The 15,374-nt window shown below is 44.9% G+C and carries 15 protein-coding genes, 1 pseudogene and 1 riboswitch; of the genes and pseudogenes, 9 read left to right on the top strand and 7 right to left on the bottom strand.

Annotated elements, in window-relative coordinates; genetic code table 11:
• Positions 1–15: 15 nt before the first annotated feature.
• Positions 16–1,956, bottom strand: coding sequence for a TonB-dependent receptor plug domain-containing protein (locus AC1DXC_RS08585; RefSeq protein WP_477458736.1), 1,941 nt, complete (start codon positions 1,954–1,956; stop codon positions 16–18).
• Between the two features lie 99 nt (positions 1,957–2,055).
• Positions 2,056–2,251, bottom strand: a riboswitch (cobalamin riboswitch).
• 140 nt (positions 2,252–2,391) lie between these two features.
• Here AC1DXC_RS08585 and AC1DXC_RS08580 point away from each other — a divergent pair.
• The 3 genes from AC1DXC_RS08580 to AC1DXC_RS08570 all read left to right on the top strand — a co-directional run bounded on the left by AC1DXC_RS08580 (position 2,392) and on the right by AC1DXC_RS08570 (position 5,378).
• Complete coding sequence (locus AC1DXC_RS08580) at positions 2,392–2,922, top strand: hypothetical protein (RefSeq protein ID WP_477458735.1); 531 nt, start codon at positions 2,392–2,394, stop codon at positions 2,920–2,922.
• A gap of 242 nt (positions 2,923–3,164) precedes the next feature.
• Complete coding sequence (locus AC1DXC_RS08575; protein WP_477458734.1) at positions 3,165–4,412, top strand: serine hydrolase; 1,248 nt, start codon at positions 3,165–3,167, stop codon at positions 4,410–4,412.
• A gap of 72 nt (positions 4,413–4,484) precedes the next feature.
• Positions 4,485–5,378, top strand: coding sequence for an SRPBCC family protein (locus tag AC1DXC_RS08570; RefSeq protein WP_477458732.1), 894 nt, complete (start codon positions 4,485–4,487; stop codon positions 5,376–5,378).
• A gap of 214 nt (positions 5,379–5,592) precedes the next feature.
• Here AC1DXC_RS08570 and AC1DXC_RS08565 read toward each other — a convergent pair whose 3' ends face one another.
• Positions 5,593–6,636: a cellulase family glycosylhydrolase gene (locus tag AC1DXC_RS08565; protein ID WP_477458731.1), complete on the bottom strand. Its 1,044-nt coding sequence runs from the start codon at positions 6,634–6,636 to the stop codon at positions 5,593–5,595.
• A 396-nt stretch (positions 6,637–7,032) separates the two neighbouring features.
• Here AC1DXC_RS08565 and AC1DXC_RS08560 point away from each other — a divergent pair, with 396 nt between their 5' ends.
• The 3 genes and pseudogenes from AC1DXC_RS08560 (at position 7,033) to AC1DXC_RS08550 (ending at position 9,594) form a co-directional block, all read left to right on the top strand.
• The gene (locus AC1DXC_RS08560; RefSeq protein WP_477458730.1) at positions 7,033–7,578 is read left to right on the top strand and encodes an REP-associated tyrosine transposase; all 546 of its coding nucleotides are present in this window, start codon (positions 7,033–7,035) and stop codon (positions 7,576–7,578) included.
• Between the two features lie 57 nt (positions 7,579–7,635).
• Positions 7,636–8,040, top strand: a pseudogene (locus AC1DXC_RS08555) (transposase); the annotation flags it as partial.
• 309 nt (positions 8,041–8,349) lie between these two features.
• Positions 8,350–9,594 (top strand): IS4 family transposase, encoded by a 1,245-nt coding sequence (locus AC1DXC_RS08550; protein ID WP_477458729.1) that lies wholly within the window; start codon positions 8,350–8,352, stop codon positions 9,592–9,594.
• Between the two features lie 152 nt (positions 9,595–9,746).
• Here AC1DXC_RS08550 and AC1DXC_RS08545 read toward each other — a convergent pair whose 3' ends face one another.
• The 5 genes from AC1DXC_RS08545 to thrS form a co-directional block, all read right to left on the bottom strand.
• Positions 9,747–10,490 (bottom strand): hypothetical protein, encoded by a 744-nt coding sequence (locus AC1DXC_RS08545; protein WP_477458728.1) that lies wholly within the window; start codon positions 10,488–10,490, stop codon positions 9,747–9,749.
• A 115-nt stretch (positions 10,491–10,605) separates the two neighbouring features.
• Positions 10,606–10,950, bottom strand: a complete 345-nt coding sequence (rplT, locus tag AC1DXC_RS08540; RefSeq protein WP_128535117.1) for a 50S ribosomal protein L20 — start codon at positions 10,948–10,950, stop codon at positions 10,606–10,608.
• 76 nt (positions 10,951–11,026) lie between these two features.
• Positions 11,027–11,227: a 50S ribosomal protein L35 gene (gene rpmI, locus AC1DXC_RS08535; RefSeq protein WP_294942011.1), complete on the bottom strand. Its 201-nt coding sequence runs from the start codon at positions 11,225–11,227 to the stop codon at positions 11,027–11,029.
• Between the two features lie 102 nt (positions 11,228–11,329).
• On the bottom strand, positions 11,330–11,896 hold the full coding sequence (gene infC / locus AC1DXC_RS08530) for a translation initiation factor IF-3 (protein WP_477458727.1): 567 nt from the start codon (positions 11,894–11,896) through the stop codon (positions 11,330–11,332).
• 1 nt (position 11,897) lies between these two features.
• Positions 11,898–13,823, bottom strand: a complete 1,926-nt coding sequence (gene thrS, locus AC1DXC_RS08525) for a threonine--tRNA ligase (RefSeq protein ID WP_477458726.1) — start codon at positions 13,821–13,823, stop codon at positions 11,898–11,900.
• Positions 13,824–13,970: 147 nt separating this feature from the next.
• On the opposite strand from thrS, the gene AC1DXC_RS08520 reads away from it, so the two are divergent.
• From AC1DXC_RS08520 to AC1DXC_RS08510, 3 genes are all read left to right on the top strand, one after another.
• On the top strand, positions 13,971–14,426 hold the full coding sequence (locus AC1DXC_RS08520; RefSeq protein WP_477458725.1) for a hypothetical protein: 456 nt from the start codon (positions 13,971–13,973) through the stop codon (positions 14,424–14,426).
• Positions 14,427–14,515: 89 nt separating this feature from the next.
• Positions 14,516–15,115 carry a zinc-ribbon domain-containing protein gene (locus AC1DXC_RS08515; protein WP_477458724.1) on the top strand — a complete coding sequence of 200 codons (600 nt, stop codon included), beginning with the start codon at positions 14,516–14,518 and terminating at the stop codon, positions 15,113–15,115.
• A 122-nt stretch (positions 15,116–15,237) separates the two neighbouring features.
• Positions 15,238–15,374: transposase family protein (locus AC1DXC_RS08510; protein ID WP_477459078.1), on the top strand; the 137-nt coding region annotated here is incomplete at its 3' end.

The following is a 15,374-nucleotide window of genomic DNA, read 5'->3' as shown; positions in this document are numbered from 1 at the left end:
ATTGTAAAATGAAAACTATTTAAACCGGTAGTTTGCACCCAACATAAAGTTGGCGCGGCGCGTGTTGTAACCCAACCAATCTACATATTTGGTATCGAGCAGGTTGTACACGTCGCCAAAAAGGCTAAGCTCTTTAGTGGCGCTGTATTGCAGGTGCAGGTCTAAAAGGTTGTAGTTTTTAAGCGTTACGATAGTCGCCGGGAAGGTAGCAAAATCCTGCTCGGTGCGGCTGCCGGTGTACTTGTACACTACGCCGAAAAGGAAATCGGCGGTTACCTGGTACGATACGTTGGCACCGAAAGTGCTCTTAGGCCTGCGGTACAGGTTGTTGGTCATAGCGCCGTCGGCATCGGTTAGTTTACCGGTTACATAGGCATACCATGCCGATGCGCTAAGCTTTTTGTCGTGGTATTTCAGCTCGGTTTCGAAGCCTTTATCCTTTTGCAAAGCGCCGTTTTTATAGATACCGAAAGGAGGTGTAGCGGTGTCTGCAAAGTATATCACATCCTTAGCGTTACGTTTGAAAAATGAAGTATTGAATGATAAGGTGTTTTTCAATACCTCCCAATCAAACCCTGCCTCGTAGCTGTGAGTGTATTCTGGCTTCAACCGGCTGTCGCCGTATTCCGATGAAAGCTGATAAAGAGATGGTGCTTTAAAGGCAGACGCAATGGTACCGAACACTTTAAACTGATCGGCAAGCAATAACGATGGATTGATGGTATAGGTAAACTTATCGCCAAATGCGCTGTGGTGATTATACCTGCCACCTAACTCCATGTGGAAGATATCCGACTTGAAAAACAACGAGGTGTACACGCTGCCGATGCCACTATGGGCGGCTGTATCGCTAGGGCCCGGGTTATAACCCGGCACTTCAAACAGGCTATGCTGATTAGTATAGCTGTACTTATAACCTGCGCCGCTGGTGATATCAAAATACTTGCCCAGGCTATAATTTAAAACTGCTTCAGCATTGGTAATACGGCCATAGTTTTTTGTTTCCTGGTGGGTGCCGCCGTTATCGGGCGGCAAGTTGATGAAGTTATTGTGTACCGTGTTTTGGCTTACGTTAAAGTTCAGCAAGCCTTTTGGCAGTTGTATTTTTGCGCCTAAGCCGCCAAATACGAATGTGTGTTTATAATCAAAATTCTTATCGTCCTTAAACCCTCCATACGGCAGGTTACCGTTGTTGCGGCTAACTTGCAGGTTGCCGTTCAGCACAAATTTGTTGGTGATCTGCTGATCCACATTCACGCTGGCCGACCGTTGGTGGAAGCCGTCCTTCTTGAAATCGCCTGCTCCCGTTGCATCCGTAGCGGCGGCAAAACCTTTAGAATCGGTGTTAGACAGATTGATGGCGATGCCGGTATTCTTCAATTTGCCGTTCAATCCCGCCGCTTCTTTAAAGGTGCCGTAGCTGCCACCCACAAACTGCAGGTTACCTTTCAGCCCCTGCCCTTGCGGGTGTTTGGTGATGATGTTGATAACGCCTGCAACCGCGTCAGAGCCGTAAAGCGTAGAGCCGCTGCCTTTCAGTATCTCGATATGGTCTATCTGGTCTAAAGGGAAAGCATTCAAATCGTAACTACCATCGATGGATGAGGCATTATTGGCCGGGAAACCATCTATCAATATCAGCGTATTGCCCGACGATGCGCCTCTTAAGAACACCGAAGTACCGACACCCGGCGCATTTTGCGCACCCGAAAAGGTGATACCCGGCACCGTATTCAACAGTTGCGGCAGGCTCCTACCCTGCGATTGGGCAATTTGCTGCGCGCTGATGGTAGTAACCACCCTGCCTATTTCGCTTTGTTTTTTTGGTGAGCGGGTAGCGGTAACTACCACTTGGTTGAGTGCCCGGGTGGTGTCCTGGGCGCGGGCTGCAGTACTGTGCAGCGCCAGTTGCGCAAGCCCCAGGCCTGCAGCAACGATTACGTAATTTTTTTTCATGTTGTTGTGAGTAACCCCACAGCATACAAGAAATGAACAGAATGGAAATACACTGTAATGAAGAGCATTCACACTCAAGCTTCAATCCCCGAAAGCTATGAATAATATAATGCTGAGGCAGGTATTCTGACTTGCTCCCCTTTGCCCTGCCTTCCCGTTCGCTGGTTAGCGAACAGTGGCTTTAAAGAATGGACATTAGTTACGGAGCTTACAGCTGCGGGACAGTTACAGATTCTCACTGTATTCCCTTTTAATCCCGGTTATAACGCCGGGAACCTTAAGCGGCGTAAAAGTACGACAAGGTTTAGCATCCGCAAACAAAAGCTTGTATATTTATCCTATGGCAAGTATCTGAATCAGAATTTACAGAATTTTAGAATGAACAGAATTCATGTTGCCAACACGCCGCGACAAGCGTCCTAAATTATCTTTTATATGACAGTTTTTGTTAGATGTTTTCTATTAGTAATTTCACTTTCCAGCGTAAGCATCGATAGCAAATGTCAGAAGAAGGATAGTGACGGATATAAAAAGGTAATTGTTTTTAATGAGATTTATCAATCACACTTAGTGGAGTTGGGTGGCAATTATTACGACAATATTTATCTCCTTACCTCAGATAAGCCGATTGACAGCCTATTGTTTACCTTAAGCCATAAGCATTATGGGGCAATGCAAGGCCTTTTAGATACGCTTAAAAATCATTTTAAAGTGTTTGTTATAAAAAGAAATGTATCAAAAGCGAATACTGATAAGGTAACTGAAATATTGAAAGATGCAAATCATTATATGCAAGGCTATTTGTTTTTCATGGATGACAAGTCGAATGAAAGAGGGGTTGTGAGGTACTACATCATTAAACAACACGCTTTTCGCAATATTCAATATACGGCACTTAACCGAAAAGGCGGCGATTACAATCGAGAGGATGCGGCAATAATAAACAAAATTGAATGTTGCCCATAACGTGGAAACTATCCGCCAGGCTTGCAGGCTTGGCGCAATTCCATCGTCGATATAAGCTATTTATCTGAACTCGAATTTTAAGAAATTTTTAGAATGCACAGAATGATTAAGCTACCTTTTTAAATTCTGAAAATTCCCTTAATTCCTTAAAACGGCGTAGCCCTCTTGAGTGCCATTTTAAATCAATTAAACACGAAAAATTCGAGTTCAGACATTATGCAGAATATAATTAATACGCACATATGATAACTCGCTTACTCCTTTTTTTCACCCTTATCACAAGCTTCGCCTCGGCCCAGCAAACCGATACCGTATTCTTAAAAACGCTGTTAGAGGCGCATCCCGAGCTTTTCAGCGGCATCCTTAAACACCCCACCCAAAACGAGGTGCAGATACTGTACACGCAAATAGACCGCGATAAGGACAACGTACCGCACTTTACCACCTACAGTTACCGCCTTAATGCCAACCGTTATTTTTATCCGGCCAGCACGGTAAAACTGCCAACGGCCATCTTCGCGCTGGAGAAAGTGAACGAACTGGGCCTTAAAAAACTAAAGAAAGCCGCCATGCTTACCGATAGCGCCTACGCGGGGCAAAGTCGGGTGCTTGCCGATACCTCGGCTGGCAACGGACTGCCATCCATAGATAACTATATCAAAAAGATACTGCTGGTGAGCGATAACGATGCCTATAACCGGCTGTATGAGTTCATCGGCAGGGCCGAAATCAATAAAAAGCTGAAGAAATACGGCCTGAACAACACCCGTATTATAGGCAGGCTTGCTGTGGGCGATGGCGGCGAAAGCGCACGCAATACCAACCCCGTTGGTTTTTACGACGGCACAAAACTGCTCTATAGCAAAGCCGCCATGCGCGACAGCCTCAACTACCCCATGACGCTGGAGAACATGATACAGGGTAAAGGCTACCTCAACCGCAAGGACAGCCTCATTATGCAGCCTTTCAGCTTTGCTAATTTGAATGTTTACACCATCGAAAACCAGCAAATGGTGCTCCGCCGCTTGCTTTTCCCGGAGACCTTCCCTGTAGAACAGCGCTTCAATCTAACTTCTGATGATTACAAATTCATCTATAAATACATGAGTATGCTGCCTACCGAAAGCAGCAAACCCGGATATCCTACGCCCGAATTTTACCCCGCCTACTGCAAATTCCTGTATTACGGGAGCGATAGTTTGGCAACCATCAACCCCGATGTGCGGATATTCAACAAAATCGGCGACTCGTACGGGTACGATATCGACAACGCCTACATCGTAGATTTTAAGAATAAGGTGGAATTTATGCTGACGGCTGTAGTACAATCTAACGAAGACGGTATCCTGAACGATAATAAATACGAGTACAAAACCGTGTGCCTCCCCTTCATGAAAAACCTTGGCCAGTTAATTATGCAATACGAGCTAGCCCGTCCTAAAAAACAGCTGCCCGACCTTAAGAAATTTAAATTTTCTTACCGCAATTGAATATTATTTAACTAAAAGAAAACTTCGGGATGCTACAACTGTTAAAAAAGGGTAAACCATTATTTACCCAACATGACAACAGTAAGCATAAACAGATATCGCGGCCCGGCAAAAGACCAGGGCGAAAGCATAAATTTATCCGTTGCCGAACGCACCATATCTATAGCAACCGGCACTAAACTGGCCCTTTCCGGCCTAAAAAGGATTTTTAAAAGTCCCTTTTCCAGCATCATCAAAATTGGCGCAGGCGGTTACCTGCTTAACCGCGGCATCACCGGGCATTGCGCATTGTACTCGAGCATGGGCCGCAACTCCACCGAACCGGTCAACGTGAACATCCGTTCAGCCTACTTTATCAACAAACCAAGGCAGGAAGTTTATAATTTCTGGCGTAAGCTGGATAACCTGCCCCTGTTTATGAAACACCTGAAAAGCGTTGAACTGATTGACGATACCCGCTCGCACTGGGTGTTGAAACTGCCCCTCGGCGTACCGGCCGTTAGCTGGGATGCCGAAATAGTACACGACCACCCGGGTTATATGATTGGCTGGAGCTCGCTGCCCGGTTCGTTGATTGATAACGCCGGCAAAGTGCGTTTCCGGGACGGCGAAGATGGCGCGGGCACTTTAGTAGATATTACCATCTCGTACCGCCCACCGGCAGGCGGCTTTGGCGGCGGCATAGCGCATGTGCTGAACCCCGTTTTCAAGAACATGGTTGATAACGATGTGCGCAACTTTAAGCAATATATGGATATTGAAGGCGGCAGCACTCCTTATGCCGAAGCTTTCGAAGAACCGCAAGCCTATGTAATTGAGAGTATTGTTATTGAGGAGGAAGAGCCTGCTTACCAGGAAGCTGCGCAACAGGAAGAGCAGATTACTCAAAACAACACCAATACTTCGGCAGGTGATGAAGTTGAACAGCAAAGGCGATGGCCGAATGCAGAGGGGAATAATTATTAGGTTTAACATCCTGGATAAAACCTTAACCACCGCGTCATTGAGGAACGAAGCAAGCCTCGGCAAGCAGAGCGGACCTGCAAAGCTGCTCTGCTTGCCGAGGGTTGCCACGCTATCGCTCGCAATGACGAAGGGGTAGCAAGCAACAATGGCCGCCGATTATCCGGAGGCCATTGTTGCTTAAATACTCATCGTCAGCATTGTTATTGCGGCAAAATTACAAGCCCCAACCGTATCTTATCCTCGAAACGCCGGAAGCATTCGTGGTTGTCATGGTGATACTGGTGCCCGAGCCGCCACGCCGTTGAATGCTGTAGGTATCATCATCGCGCAAACCAGGCCAGTAAACGCTGGCAACCCCATCGTTTCTGAACACGTTGCAGGAGCCTACGATGTAAGCCACTTCATTATCTGACTGCGAACCGTTGTAATTTTTACCGGTTGTCATGGTCGCCCCATATTCGGTTACTACCGTGCGGTTTTTATAGGTGCCCATCCGGCTGCGCCAATCAGCCTCCCAGCCGGCGGTGGTGCGGGTTGCCCAATAGGCATAGTTATGCAAGGCTAACAGGCAACTGGTGAAACGGCTATCGGCGCCCACGCCGGTTACGTTTTCCGAATAACCCGTACCGGATAATATAATCCTTCCTTTCGGCACACTTGGATAACGCGATAAAAACTCGGCATATATGGTGGTAAGCTGTGCCAATGTATAACCGTGCGGCTCGTTAAATACCTCAAAATACACGTTGTTATTGCTTCCATATTTGTTTACTACCGTTTGCCACATCGACCAAAACTGCGTGGTGTTATCAATAATACCATTTTTAGAGGATGCACTTTCCCAGCAGCCTAAGATTACTTTCATGTTTTTGCTGAGCGCGCGGTCGATGGCACCCGTGTACGCGCCCCACCAGGATTCGAGCACACTGGGTGGGTTTATGGGCAGCCTTACTGTATTGACGCCCGCGATATTGGTTTGGAAACCGCTCAATACCGCATTGGCTTTAGCCGAAACTGTGGTGTAGGTATCTGAGGCCGTTAGTCCCGAAGGGATTACCCAGCCGTCTACAAAATTGTCACGTCCATCGGCCCAGTTTACCCCGGCAATACCCGCCGCGCCCACGGCATTAACTGCTACGGCCTCCTTCACCGGCGGCTCGATTGTGGCAGCGGCAGGTAAAACATTGTCTTTTTTGGAACATCCGGCCAGCAAATAGCACAACGCAGACGCCGACAGGATCAGAATTTGTTTTTTCATAAAATTTGGTGTTATTGGTTTATAATGCTGTAAAAGTCGCGTTATAACCACCTGGCAGTGAGTGGTAAAACCACAATAAGAAAGGGGCAGATAGGGCGGGTTGGTTTAGGGTTTGGCTATAATTGGGGGTTATGAAAGTCGGCTGCCGCTGCCGCAAGCGTCCCCGCTTGTGGCCCGCGTGCAAAGTACACACCATGCAAAGCAGCCCAGGCTATCGCTGCCGCAAGCGTCCTCGCTTGTGGCCCGCGTGCAAAGTACACACCATGCAAAGCAGCCCAGGCTATCGCTGCCGCAAGCGTCCTCGCTTGTGGTCCGCATGCAAAGTGTACGTCACGCAAAGCCCCCCTTATGCAAGATAACCCTATGCCATGTAACCGATATCTATTATTTTTAGGCATGAGCCGCAATTACAAGTTCCGCAATCCTGAGGGTTTATATTTTGTAAGTTTTGCCACAGTTTTTTGGGTGGATGTTTTTGTACGACGGTTGTACTTCGATTGCATAGTAGAAAACCTTAATTATTGCGTCGACAATAAAGGAATGGAAGTTTACGCATGGTGCATTATGCCAAGCCACATTCATTTGGTTTTTAAGTCGACTATCGAAAAGCCCGAAACTTTGATAGGCGGGTTCAAATCGGTTACATCCAGATCCCTCACTAAGCTAATCGAAGGTAATATGCAGGAAAGCCGCCGCGAATGGCTTTTGAACTCCTTTAAAAAAGCGGGAGCAGCAAACTCAAACAATACCAATTACCAGTTTTGGCAACAGCATAATCAGCCCATCGAACTGTGGAGCAACGAGGTTATACAGCAAAAGATGGACTATACGCATAACAACCCGGTAGAAGCCGGCTTTGTTGAAAATGACTACGAATATTTATACAGTAGCGCACGCGACTACGCTGGTATTAAAGGCCTGGTAAAAGTAATCGTCGATTAGGACGACATCCGCTGATTTGCATGCGGGCCACAAGCGGGGACGCTTGCGGCAGCGACGGGAATGGAAATTTATGCGTGGTGTATTATGCCAAGCCACATTCATTTGGTTTTTAAATCGACTATCGAAAAGCCCGAAACTCTGATAGGCGGGTTCAAATCGGTTACTTCCAGAGCCCTCACTAAGCTAATCGAAGGCAATATGCAGGAAAGCCGCCGCGAATGGCTTTTGAACTCCTTTAAAAAAGCCGGTGCAGCAAACTCAAACAATACCAATTACCAGTTTTGGCAACAGCATAACCAGCCCATAGAACTTTGGAGCAACGAGGTTATACAGCAAAAGATAGATTATACGCACAACAATCCGGTAGAAGCCGGCTTTGTTGAAAATGACTACGAATATTTATACAGTAGCGCACGCGACTACGCTGGTATTAAAGGTATGGTAAAAGTAATTGTTGATTAGACAACATCCGCTGACTTGCATGCGGGCCACAAGCGGGGACGCTTGCAGCAGCGACGGGGTAAAAGTAATTGTTGATTAGACATCATCCGCTGATTTGCATGCGGGCCACAAGCGAGGACGCTTGCGGCCAATGTCATTAAGTTAGTGACTCAACTACCTGTAAGTCAATAATTTAACTTGATATATTAGATTGTTTTCTGTATATTTAATTCATAATCAATTAGTTAAAGTGCAAAAAAAACCTCATTTTTAATTATAGAAAAATTGAGGGAGACAGTTTTCAGTAAAGAACTTGCTCTGAAATTCAAAATGAAGGATCAAGACTTTACCAGGAACAGAAAGCAGCCATTTAGTGCAACTTTGTTATTCATGGTCAATTTATTAAGGCGAAGCCTTGCTGTTGAAATAGATGGCTTTGTACGTTATTTAAACGAGCATTTCTCTTTGGGTAGCGCCAGCTTTTTTACCACAAGTGCGTTCATCCAAAACAGGAAAAAGATCGACCCTACTGTTTTCAGCCACCTTTCGGGAGTGATTATTGAGAACTTCTATACTGCTGAAAATGATTCGCTAAACTATTTGAATGGTATGCGAGTACTTGCTGTTGATGCCTCTAAACTTACACTGCCTTATACTGCGGAATTGAAGAAATGCTACGGCGTAATGAAAAACCAATCCAAAGTAGAAGTCGTGCAAGCAAGAGCATCTGTTTTATACGACGTGTTAAACGGCTTGGCCCTGGATGCTGTTTTAGATAATTTAAATAAGGGCGAAAGGGAACTCGCTTTAAGGCACGCCCACAGATGGAAAAAGAAAGATCTAATTATATACGACAGGGGATATCCTTCATATGACTTTATAAACGAGCATGTTAAGTTAGGTGTTGAATGCTTGATACGTGTAACGATAGCCAACTTTTCATACGCAGCCAACTTTGTGGCCGGAGGTAAAAAGTCTATAGTTACAGAAATATACCCCGCACAAAATCATTTACTTAAGGACAAGGATTATGATAAAAGCACTCCCTTAAAGGTGCGTTTATTGAGGGTTGACCTTCCTGGTGGAGAAGTAGAAGTACTGATAACTACTTTGTTGGACAGTATCAAATACCCTGCTAAAATGTTTAAAGAGTTATATTTCCTAAGATGGGGAGTTGAGACCTTTTATGATGAATTGAAGAATAAGCTTAAAGTCGAACATTTCACGGGTTATTCACAAGTAAGCATATTACAGGACTTTTTCTGTGCCATCTTTATCAGTAACATTCAATCTGTTATGATAAATGATTTGGAACAGGAACTGACCGTTCAAAACCAAGGTAAAAAATACGATTATAAGGTAAATGCTAATTTATCCTACGGATTCTTAAAAAACAGGATATTAGAACTGCTTTGCCAACAGATGCCCTTGGAAACAGTATTCCAAGAATTGGAAGCGTTGTTCCTTAAACATACAGTTCCCATACGCAACAATCGGACCTATCCGAGGAATCCTGGTAAATACAGAGCCAGAATTAGACCAAAAGTTACTAAAAACCAGAAAGATGCGATATGAAAAAGCCTTAACTTAATGACATTGCGCTTGCGGCAGCATGGGTATTTGGTAAATTTAAATACATCCGGGAAGGAAATTACATACAGAAAGTAGCAGTAAATCGGCGCTCATTTCATGCATCGAATTAGGTTCGGCTTTTGTTGGTAGATGTATTATTTTTTTAGCTTTATCTCCTTAAATAACCGATCCCTGTCTTCTTCAATAAGTTTTTGATAGTCATTCTTATCGACGATTACGATTTCATTTTCGAAACTTTTCAATTCAAGAGCAATTATTTTGCAATAACCCTCTTGATCCAAATCTTTTTTACTTATATCCAACCTCGCCGAGCAAATAAAATTTATCTCCGGACAATACTTTACCAATCTCGAGGCTAAATTTATACAAGGTCCAATAAAATCCTGACTACCATCTTCCTCAATTAATCGATAGACAGTTCCTTGAGCAATGCCTATTTTGATCGTCTTTGGTAAATCGCCAATTGGGATATCATCATATAACTTTTCATTAACTGTTTGAAAATATCTTTGTAGGTTCCATAATCTATTTAATAGCTCCAGCTTGAAGTAAGGGTCTCCCGAAATTTTGTTGTCGCTATCCTCCCAAATATATAACATACCATCTCCTAAAAATTTACGTAAAGATGGTTTAAGTGGCAATGGGGGTAATTCCTCTGGTGTATCAGTCCAATAGTCGAAACCGCCATATATAGTTGTTTCTACGCATTCAATGATTTCGTTTATGTATTTAGTTATATAGGACTGCAAATCTGGTTTATTAAAAAAATTGGTAAAGCCAGAAATATCAAAAACAAGTGCTAATCCAGTTGTTGGTCTGTCCGCAGCCTTGAAACCCTGAAATTTCTCCTTTTCATGTTTTTTTTCCAATTTGGCCATTTTAAAGTTTTTTGAAAGATAGTGATTTGTAATAAAATAGCCCTAATACAATATATAACAAAAAACGGCCTCCGATTTCTCGAAGGCCGTTTTCATATATCTAAGAATTCTATTCTTATTTCACTGCATCAATAACTGCTTTAAAAGCGTCTGGATGGTTCATAGCTAAATCGGCTAATACTTTACGGTTCAAACCGATTTCTTTAGCGGCTAATTTGCCTATTAATTGTGAGTAAGAAATACCGTGCTGACGGGCACCTGCGTTGATACGTTGTATCCACAAAGCGCGGAACTCTCTTTTCTTGGTTTTACGGTCGCGGTATGCGTACTGTAAGCCTTTTTCTACTGTGTTTTTGGCAACGGTGTAAACCTTGCTGCGTGATCCCCAATAACCCTTGGCGAGGATCATGATCCTTTTCCGGCGTCTTCTCGACGCGACTGCGTTAACTGAACGTGGCATGTGTTGTTGTTTTTGGTAGTGAGTGTCCCTCTCGGAAACTTTTGTACTCTAATACCTGGTTAAAAAATTTGTGTAATTACTTTCCGATACAAAGCATACGTTTTACGTTACCAAGGTCAGCATTAGAAACTAAGCTGGTGTGACCTAAGTTACGCTTACGTTTTGTCGACATCTTGGTTAAGATGTGGCTTTTGTATGCGTTTTTACGGGCAATTTTACCGGTTCCAGTAAGCTTAAAGCGCTTTTTAGCACTGGAATTGGTTTTCATTTTTGGCATAACTCTATTATATATATTTAATTTATTCTCTTTTGGAACCAAGAGTTAAGAGCCAGGAATCAAGACAAAACTCTTGGTTCTTGATTCTAACAATCTTGCCTCTTATTTCTTCGCTGCCTTAGGCGCTACGGTTAAAAACATCCGCTTGCCTTCCAGCTTTGGTAATTGCTCTACCTTGCCTACTTCTTCTAAAGCCTGTGCAAAACGCAGTAGCAATATCTCGCCGTGCTCTTTGTACACAATTGCGCGGCCTTTAAAGTGCACGTATGCCCTCACCTTTTCGCCGGCCTCCAAAAAATTGGTAGCATGTTTCAGCTTAAAGTTGAAATCGTGGTCGTCCGTGTTCGGCCCGAAGCGGATTTCTTTGATAACGGTTTGCTTGGCATTGCTTTTTATCTCTTTAAGCTTCTTCTTTTGCTCGTAAATGAACTTGTTATAGTCCGTTACTTTACAAACCGGCGGATTAGCGTTCGGGGAGATCTCAACTAAGTCGAGTTCCTGCTCCTGCGCTATAGCCAAAGCATCTCTTAACGAGAAGATACCCTGCTCAACGTTGTCACCTACAAGGCGCACTTCCTGAGCCCTAATGAACTGATTGATATTATGTTCGGCTTCTTTTTTCTTGAAAGGAAGCCTTGGTCCTCTGTTGAAAGGTTTGTTTAATGCCAAGTTATACTGTTATTTCTTTAATTATTTGTTGTTTTAATTCTTCTATGCTCATGCTTCCCAAATCGCCTTGCCCGTGCCTGCGAACCGAAACCTGCCCTTCGGCTTCTTCTTTTTCGCCCACTATAAGCATGTATGGGATTTTTTTGACCTCAGCATCGCGTATTTTGCGACCGATTTTCTCGTCCCTGAAATCAATTAGCCCGCAAATATCGGAATTCTTTAACTCATCTGAAAGTTTTTTCGCATAATCTTCATATTTTTCCGATATCGGCAAAATAATGAATTGCTCTGGCGATAACCACAGCGGGAAATTGCCTGCGCAATGCTCTATCAGCACGGCAATAAAGCGCTCCATCGAACCGAATGGGGCACGGTGAATCATTACCGGACGGTGCTTTTGATTGTCGCTACCAGTGTATTCCAGCTCGAAACGCTCGGGCAGGTTATAATCTACCTGGATGGTACCCAACTGCCATTTACGGCCGAGGGCATCCTTCACCATAAAATCGAGCTTAGGGCCGTAAAAGGCAGCCTCGCCCAATTCCACAACAGTAGTTAAGCCTTTTTCGGCAGCAGCTTCTATGATGGAAGACTCGGCCAGGGCCCAGTTCTCATCAGTACCGATGTATTTGGTTTTATTCTCCGGGTCGCGCAGGGAAACCTGTGCGGTATAATTCTCGAAACCCAGGGCACCGAATACGTATAATACCAGGTCGATCACCTTCTTGAACTCTTCCTTCACCTGGTCGGGGCGGCAGAACAAGTGGGCATCATCCTGTGTAAAGCCACGCACGCGGGTTAAGCCATGCAGCTCGCCGCTTTGCTCGTAGCGGTACACGGTACCAAATTCGGCCAAACGAACGGGCAGGTCCTTGTACGACCGTGGTTTTGTTTTATATATCTCGCAGTGATGCGGGCAGTTCATCGGTTTCAGGAAGAACTCCTCCCCTTCCTGCGGGGTACGTATCGGCTGGAACGAATCCGCGCCGTATTTTTCATAGTGACCCGAAGTTACATACAGGTTTTTATGCCCTATGTGCGGGGTCATCACTTGCTCGTAACCGGCTTTTACCTGTGCGCGCTGCAAAAAGTTCTGCAGGCGTTCGCGCAGGGCGGTGCCTTTAGGCAACCATAACGGCAAACCCATACCTACCTTTTCGCTGAAGGCGAACAATTCCAGTTCCTTGCCCAACTTGCGGTGGTCGCGTTTTTTGGCTTCCTCTATCAGGTGCAGGTACTCAGTAAGCTCGCTGGCCTTGGGGAAAGTAACCCCGTAGATGCGTGTAAGCTGTTTACGGCTCTCATCGCCGCGCCAGTAGGCACCGGCAAGGCTCATGAGCTTGGCTGCCTTTACAAAGCCTGTGTTGGGGATATGCGGCCCGCGGCAAAGGTCGGTAAAGTTGCCTTGTGAATAAAAAGTGATGCTGCCATCGGGCAGGTCCTTAATCAGGTCCAGCTTGTATTCGTCGTCTTTCTCGGTAAAATAAGCAATCGCATCGGCTTTGCTCACCGGCTTGCGGATGTATTCGTTCTTGGCCTTGGCCAGTTCGATCATCTTATCCTCTATTTTCTTGAAATCGTCGGACGAGAGGGTTTTGTCGCCAAAATCCACATCGTAATAAAAACCGGTTTCTATGGCAGGGCCTATACCGAACTTAGTACCCGGATACAATGCTTCCAAAGCCTCGGCCAGTAAGTGCGCGGATGAGTGCCAATAGGTTGATTTACCTTTGGGGTCGTTCCAGGTTAATAATTTTACGGCTGAATCTTCATCAATCGGGCGGCTGGCATCCCAAACTTCGCCGTTTACTTCGGCGGCTAATACGTTTCGTGCCAAACCTTCGGAGATAGACTGCGCTATCTGCATGGAAGTGATTCCCTTGTCGTACTGACGGACGGAACCATCGGGGAGTGTAATACTAATCATCTACAACTATGATTTAAAAGTTAATAAATAATGGACGATAAAAATCACATACTAACGTGATTTGTCATTTGGCGCAAAGTTAGGATTAATTTTATAGGTAGGAAGTCAATTTTAATTTAGGCGGTAGAAATGTATCTTAGTCCTACCATGAACCGCCGGAAAGAACCACTATACCGTAAAGAGAATAAGGCATCCTTAAGTACCAAATACTACGTTAATAAAGGCGGCGATTTCCGCCACAGCCGTAACACCAAAGCCTTTCTGAACGATGAACGAACGCATCAGCCCATGCATGGTGGACAGTTCCAGTACGATTATACGCCATTGTTTATGTTCCTGCTATCGCGGGTGGGTAAAAATTGGAACGAGACCTACAGCGAAGCAAAAGCCAGGCTGGATAAGGAAGAGCCTATCTTTTACCTGGTTGCCCTGCACGAGGCGGACAAAAAAGACACCATACGATGCGGGCAAAGCGCCTACTACTCTGGCTTGTATGTGGATGATGCCGGCTTGCTGCAAAAGGTTGACCCCGATGCAACGGTGCCTGCCGATTATGCCTATCCCGGCGAAACGTTGAGCTTTAACGGCAAGCCCCTAACATGATGATTTCACGTTTTGATAATTTTGGATTATCAAATTTATGCGTACTTTTCAACCTCGAAAAAACTATAAACCTCACATTACAATAACCAATGATTGTCTACGGAACCAGGGCCAAAGTGCTCGCAACCGAACAAGTAGTAGATGCCTGCCCCAACTGCAACTCGCGAAACACTGTACACATCAGTGTGCTACAGAAATGGGCGCACATTTTTTGGATACCCATCTTCCCTATCGGGAAAACCGGCGTATCGCAATGCACCAATTGCAAACAGGTATTAAAATTAAAAGAGATGCCTGCCGGCCTGCGCCTGAGCTACGATAACATCAAAGCGCAAACCAAAACCCCGGTGTGGACCTTCGCGGGACTGGTGCTAATTGCTGCCCTGGCCATATTCCTAACCATAGATAGCAAGCAAAAAGCCGAAAAGGTAACCAAAATGATCCCCGCCCTGCAAAAAGGCGACGTGCTGCACTTGAGACTATCGGACACCAGTTACAGCCTGGCAAAAGTAACCCGCGTAAACGGCGATTCCGTGATGATCGTAAACAGCCAATACCAAACCAACAGCATCCCTGATTTGGACAACCTTAAAAGCAAAGGATACGATACGGAGGAACGCTTCTTTTCCGTTGGCGACTTAAAGGCCATGGATAAAAAAGAAGAAATACTGGATATAGACAGGAATTAGGATAAATACCCAGGGCAAACGCATTAAAATAATTCACAAATCCTGGCTTTAGTAAACAGCTGATTATTAGACATTTAAGTTGTTTTTTCTATTTATTTTTTGTATATTTATCTGACAATCAGATGGATACAAAAAACAGCACAAGCAGCATTTTTGCTTATTTCAGCGAGATGCAGGATTTTCGGATAGACAGGAAGAAGCGGCACCTACTTACGGATATCATCACGATAACAATCGCGGCAGCTTTATGCGGCATTGA

This window comes from Mucilaginibacter sp. P2_D11 (assembly GCF_056404435.1).
This window is presented reverse-complemented; position numbering and strand designations above follow the sequence as displayed.

What these genes read in the sequence shown, in the direction of transcription:
- AC1DXC_RS08580 (WP_477458735.1), top strand. Translation starts at nt 2,392, where the DNA reads ATGACAGTTTTTGTTAGATGTTTTCTATTAGTAATTTCACTTTCCAGC.
- rpmI (WP_294942011.1), bottom strand. Translation starts at nt 11,227, where the DNA reads ATGCCAAAAATGAAAACCAATTCCAGTGCTAAAAAGCGCTTTAAGCTT.
- thrS (WP_477458726.1), bottom strand. Translation starts at nt 13,823, where the DNA reads ATGATTAGTATTACACTCCCCGATGGTTCCGTCCGTCAGTACGACAAG.
- AC1DXC_RS08545 (WP_477458728.1), bottom strand. Translation starts at nt 10,490, where the DNA reads ATGGCCAAATTGGAAAAAAAACATGAAAAGGAGAAATTTCAGGGTTTC.
- AC1DXC_RS08575 (WP_477458734.1), top strand. Translation starts at nt 3,165, where the DNA reads ATGATAACTCGCTTACTCCTTTTTTTCACCCTTATCACAAGCTTCGCC.
- AC1DXC_RS08570 (WP_477458732.1), top strand. Translation starts at nt 4,485, where the DNA reads ATGACAACAGTAAGCATAAACAGATATCGCGGCCCGGCAAAAGACCAG.
- AC1DXC_RS08585 (WP_477458736.1), bottom strand. Translation starts at nt 1,956, where the DNA reads ATGAAAAAAAATTACGTAATCGTTGCTGCAGGCCTGGGGCTTGCGCAA.
- AC1DXC_RS08515 (WP_477458724.1), top strand. Translation starts at nt 14,516, where the DNA reads ATGATTGTCTACGGAACCAGGGCCAAAGTGCTCGCAACCGAACAAGTA.
- AC1DXC_RS08560 (WP_477458730.1), top strand. Translation starts at nt 7,033, where the DNA reads ATGAGCCGCAATTACAAGTTCCGCAATCCTGAGGGTTTATATTTTGTA.
- rplT (WP_128535117.1), bottom strand. Translation starts at nt 10,950, where the DNA reads ATGCCACGTTCAGTTAACGCAGTCGCGTCGAGAAGACGCCGGAAAAGG.
- AC1DXC_RS08550 (WP_477458729.1), top strand. Translation starts at nt 8,350, where the DNA reads ATGAAGGATCAAGACTTTACCAGGAACAGAAAGCAGCCATTTAGTGCA.
- AC1DXC_RS08520 (WP_477458725.1), top strand. Translation starts at nt 13,971, where the DNA reads ATGAACCGCCGGAAAGAACCACTATACCGTAAAGAGAATAAGGCATCC.
- AC1DXC_RS08565 (WP_477458731.1), bottom strand. Translation starts at nt 6,636, where the DNA reads ATGAAAAAACAAATTCTGATCCTGTCGGCGTCTGCGTTGTGCTATTTG.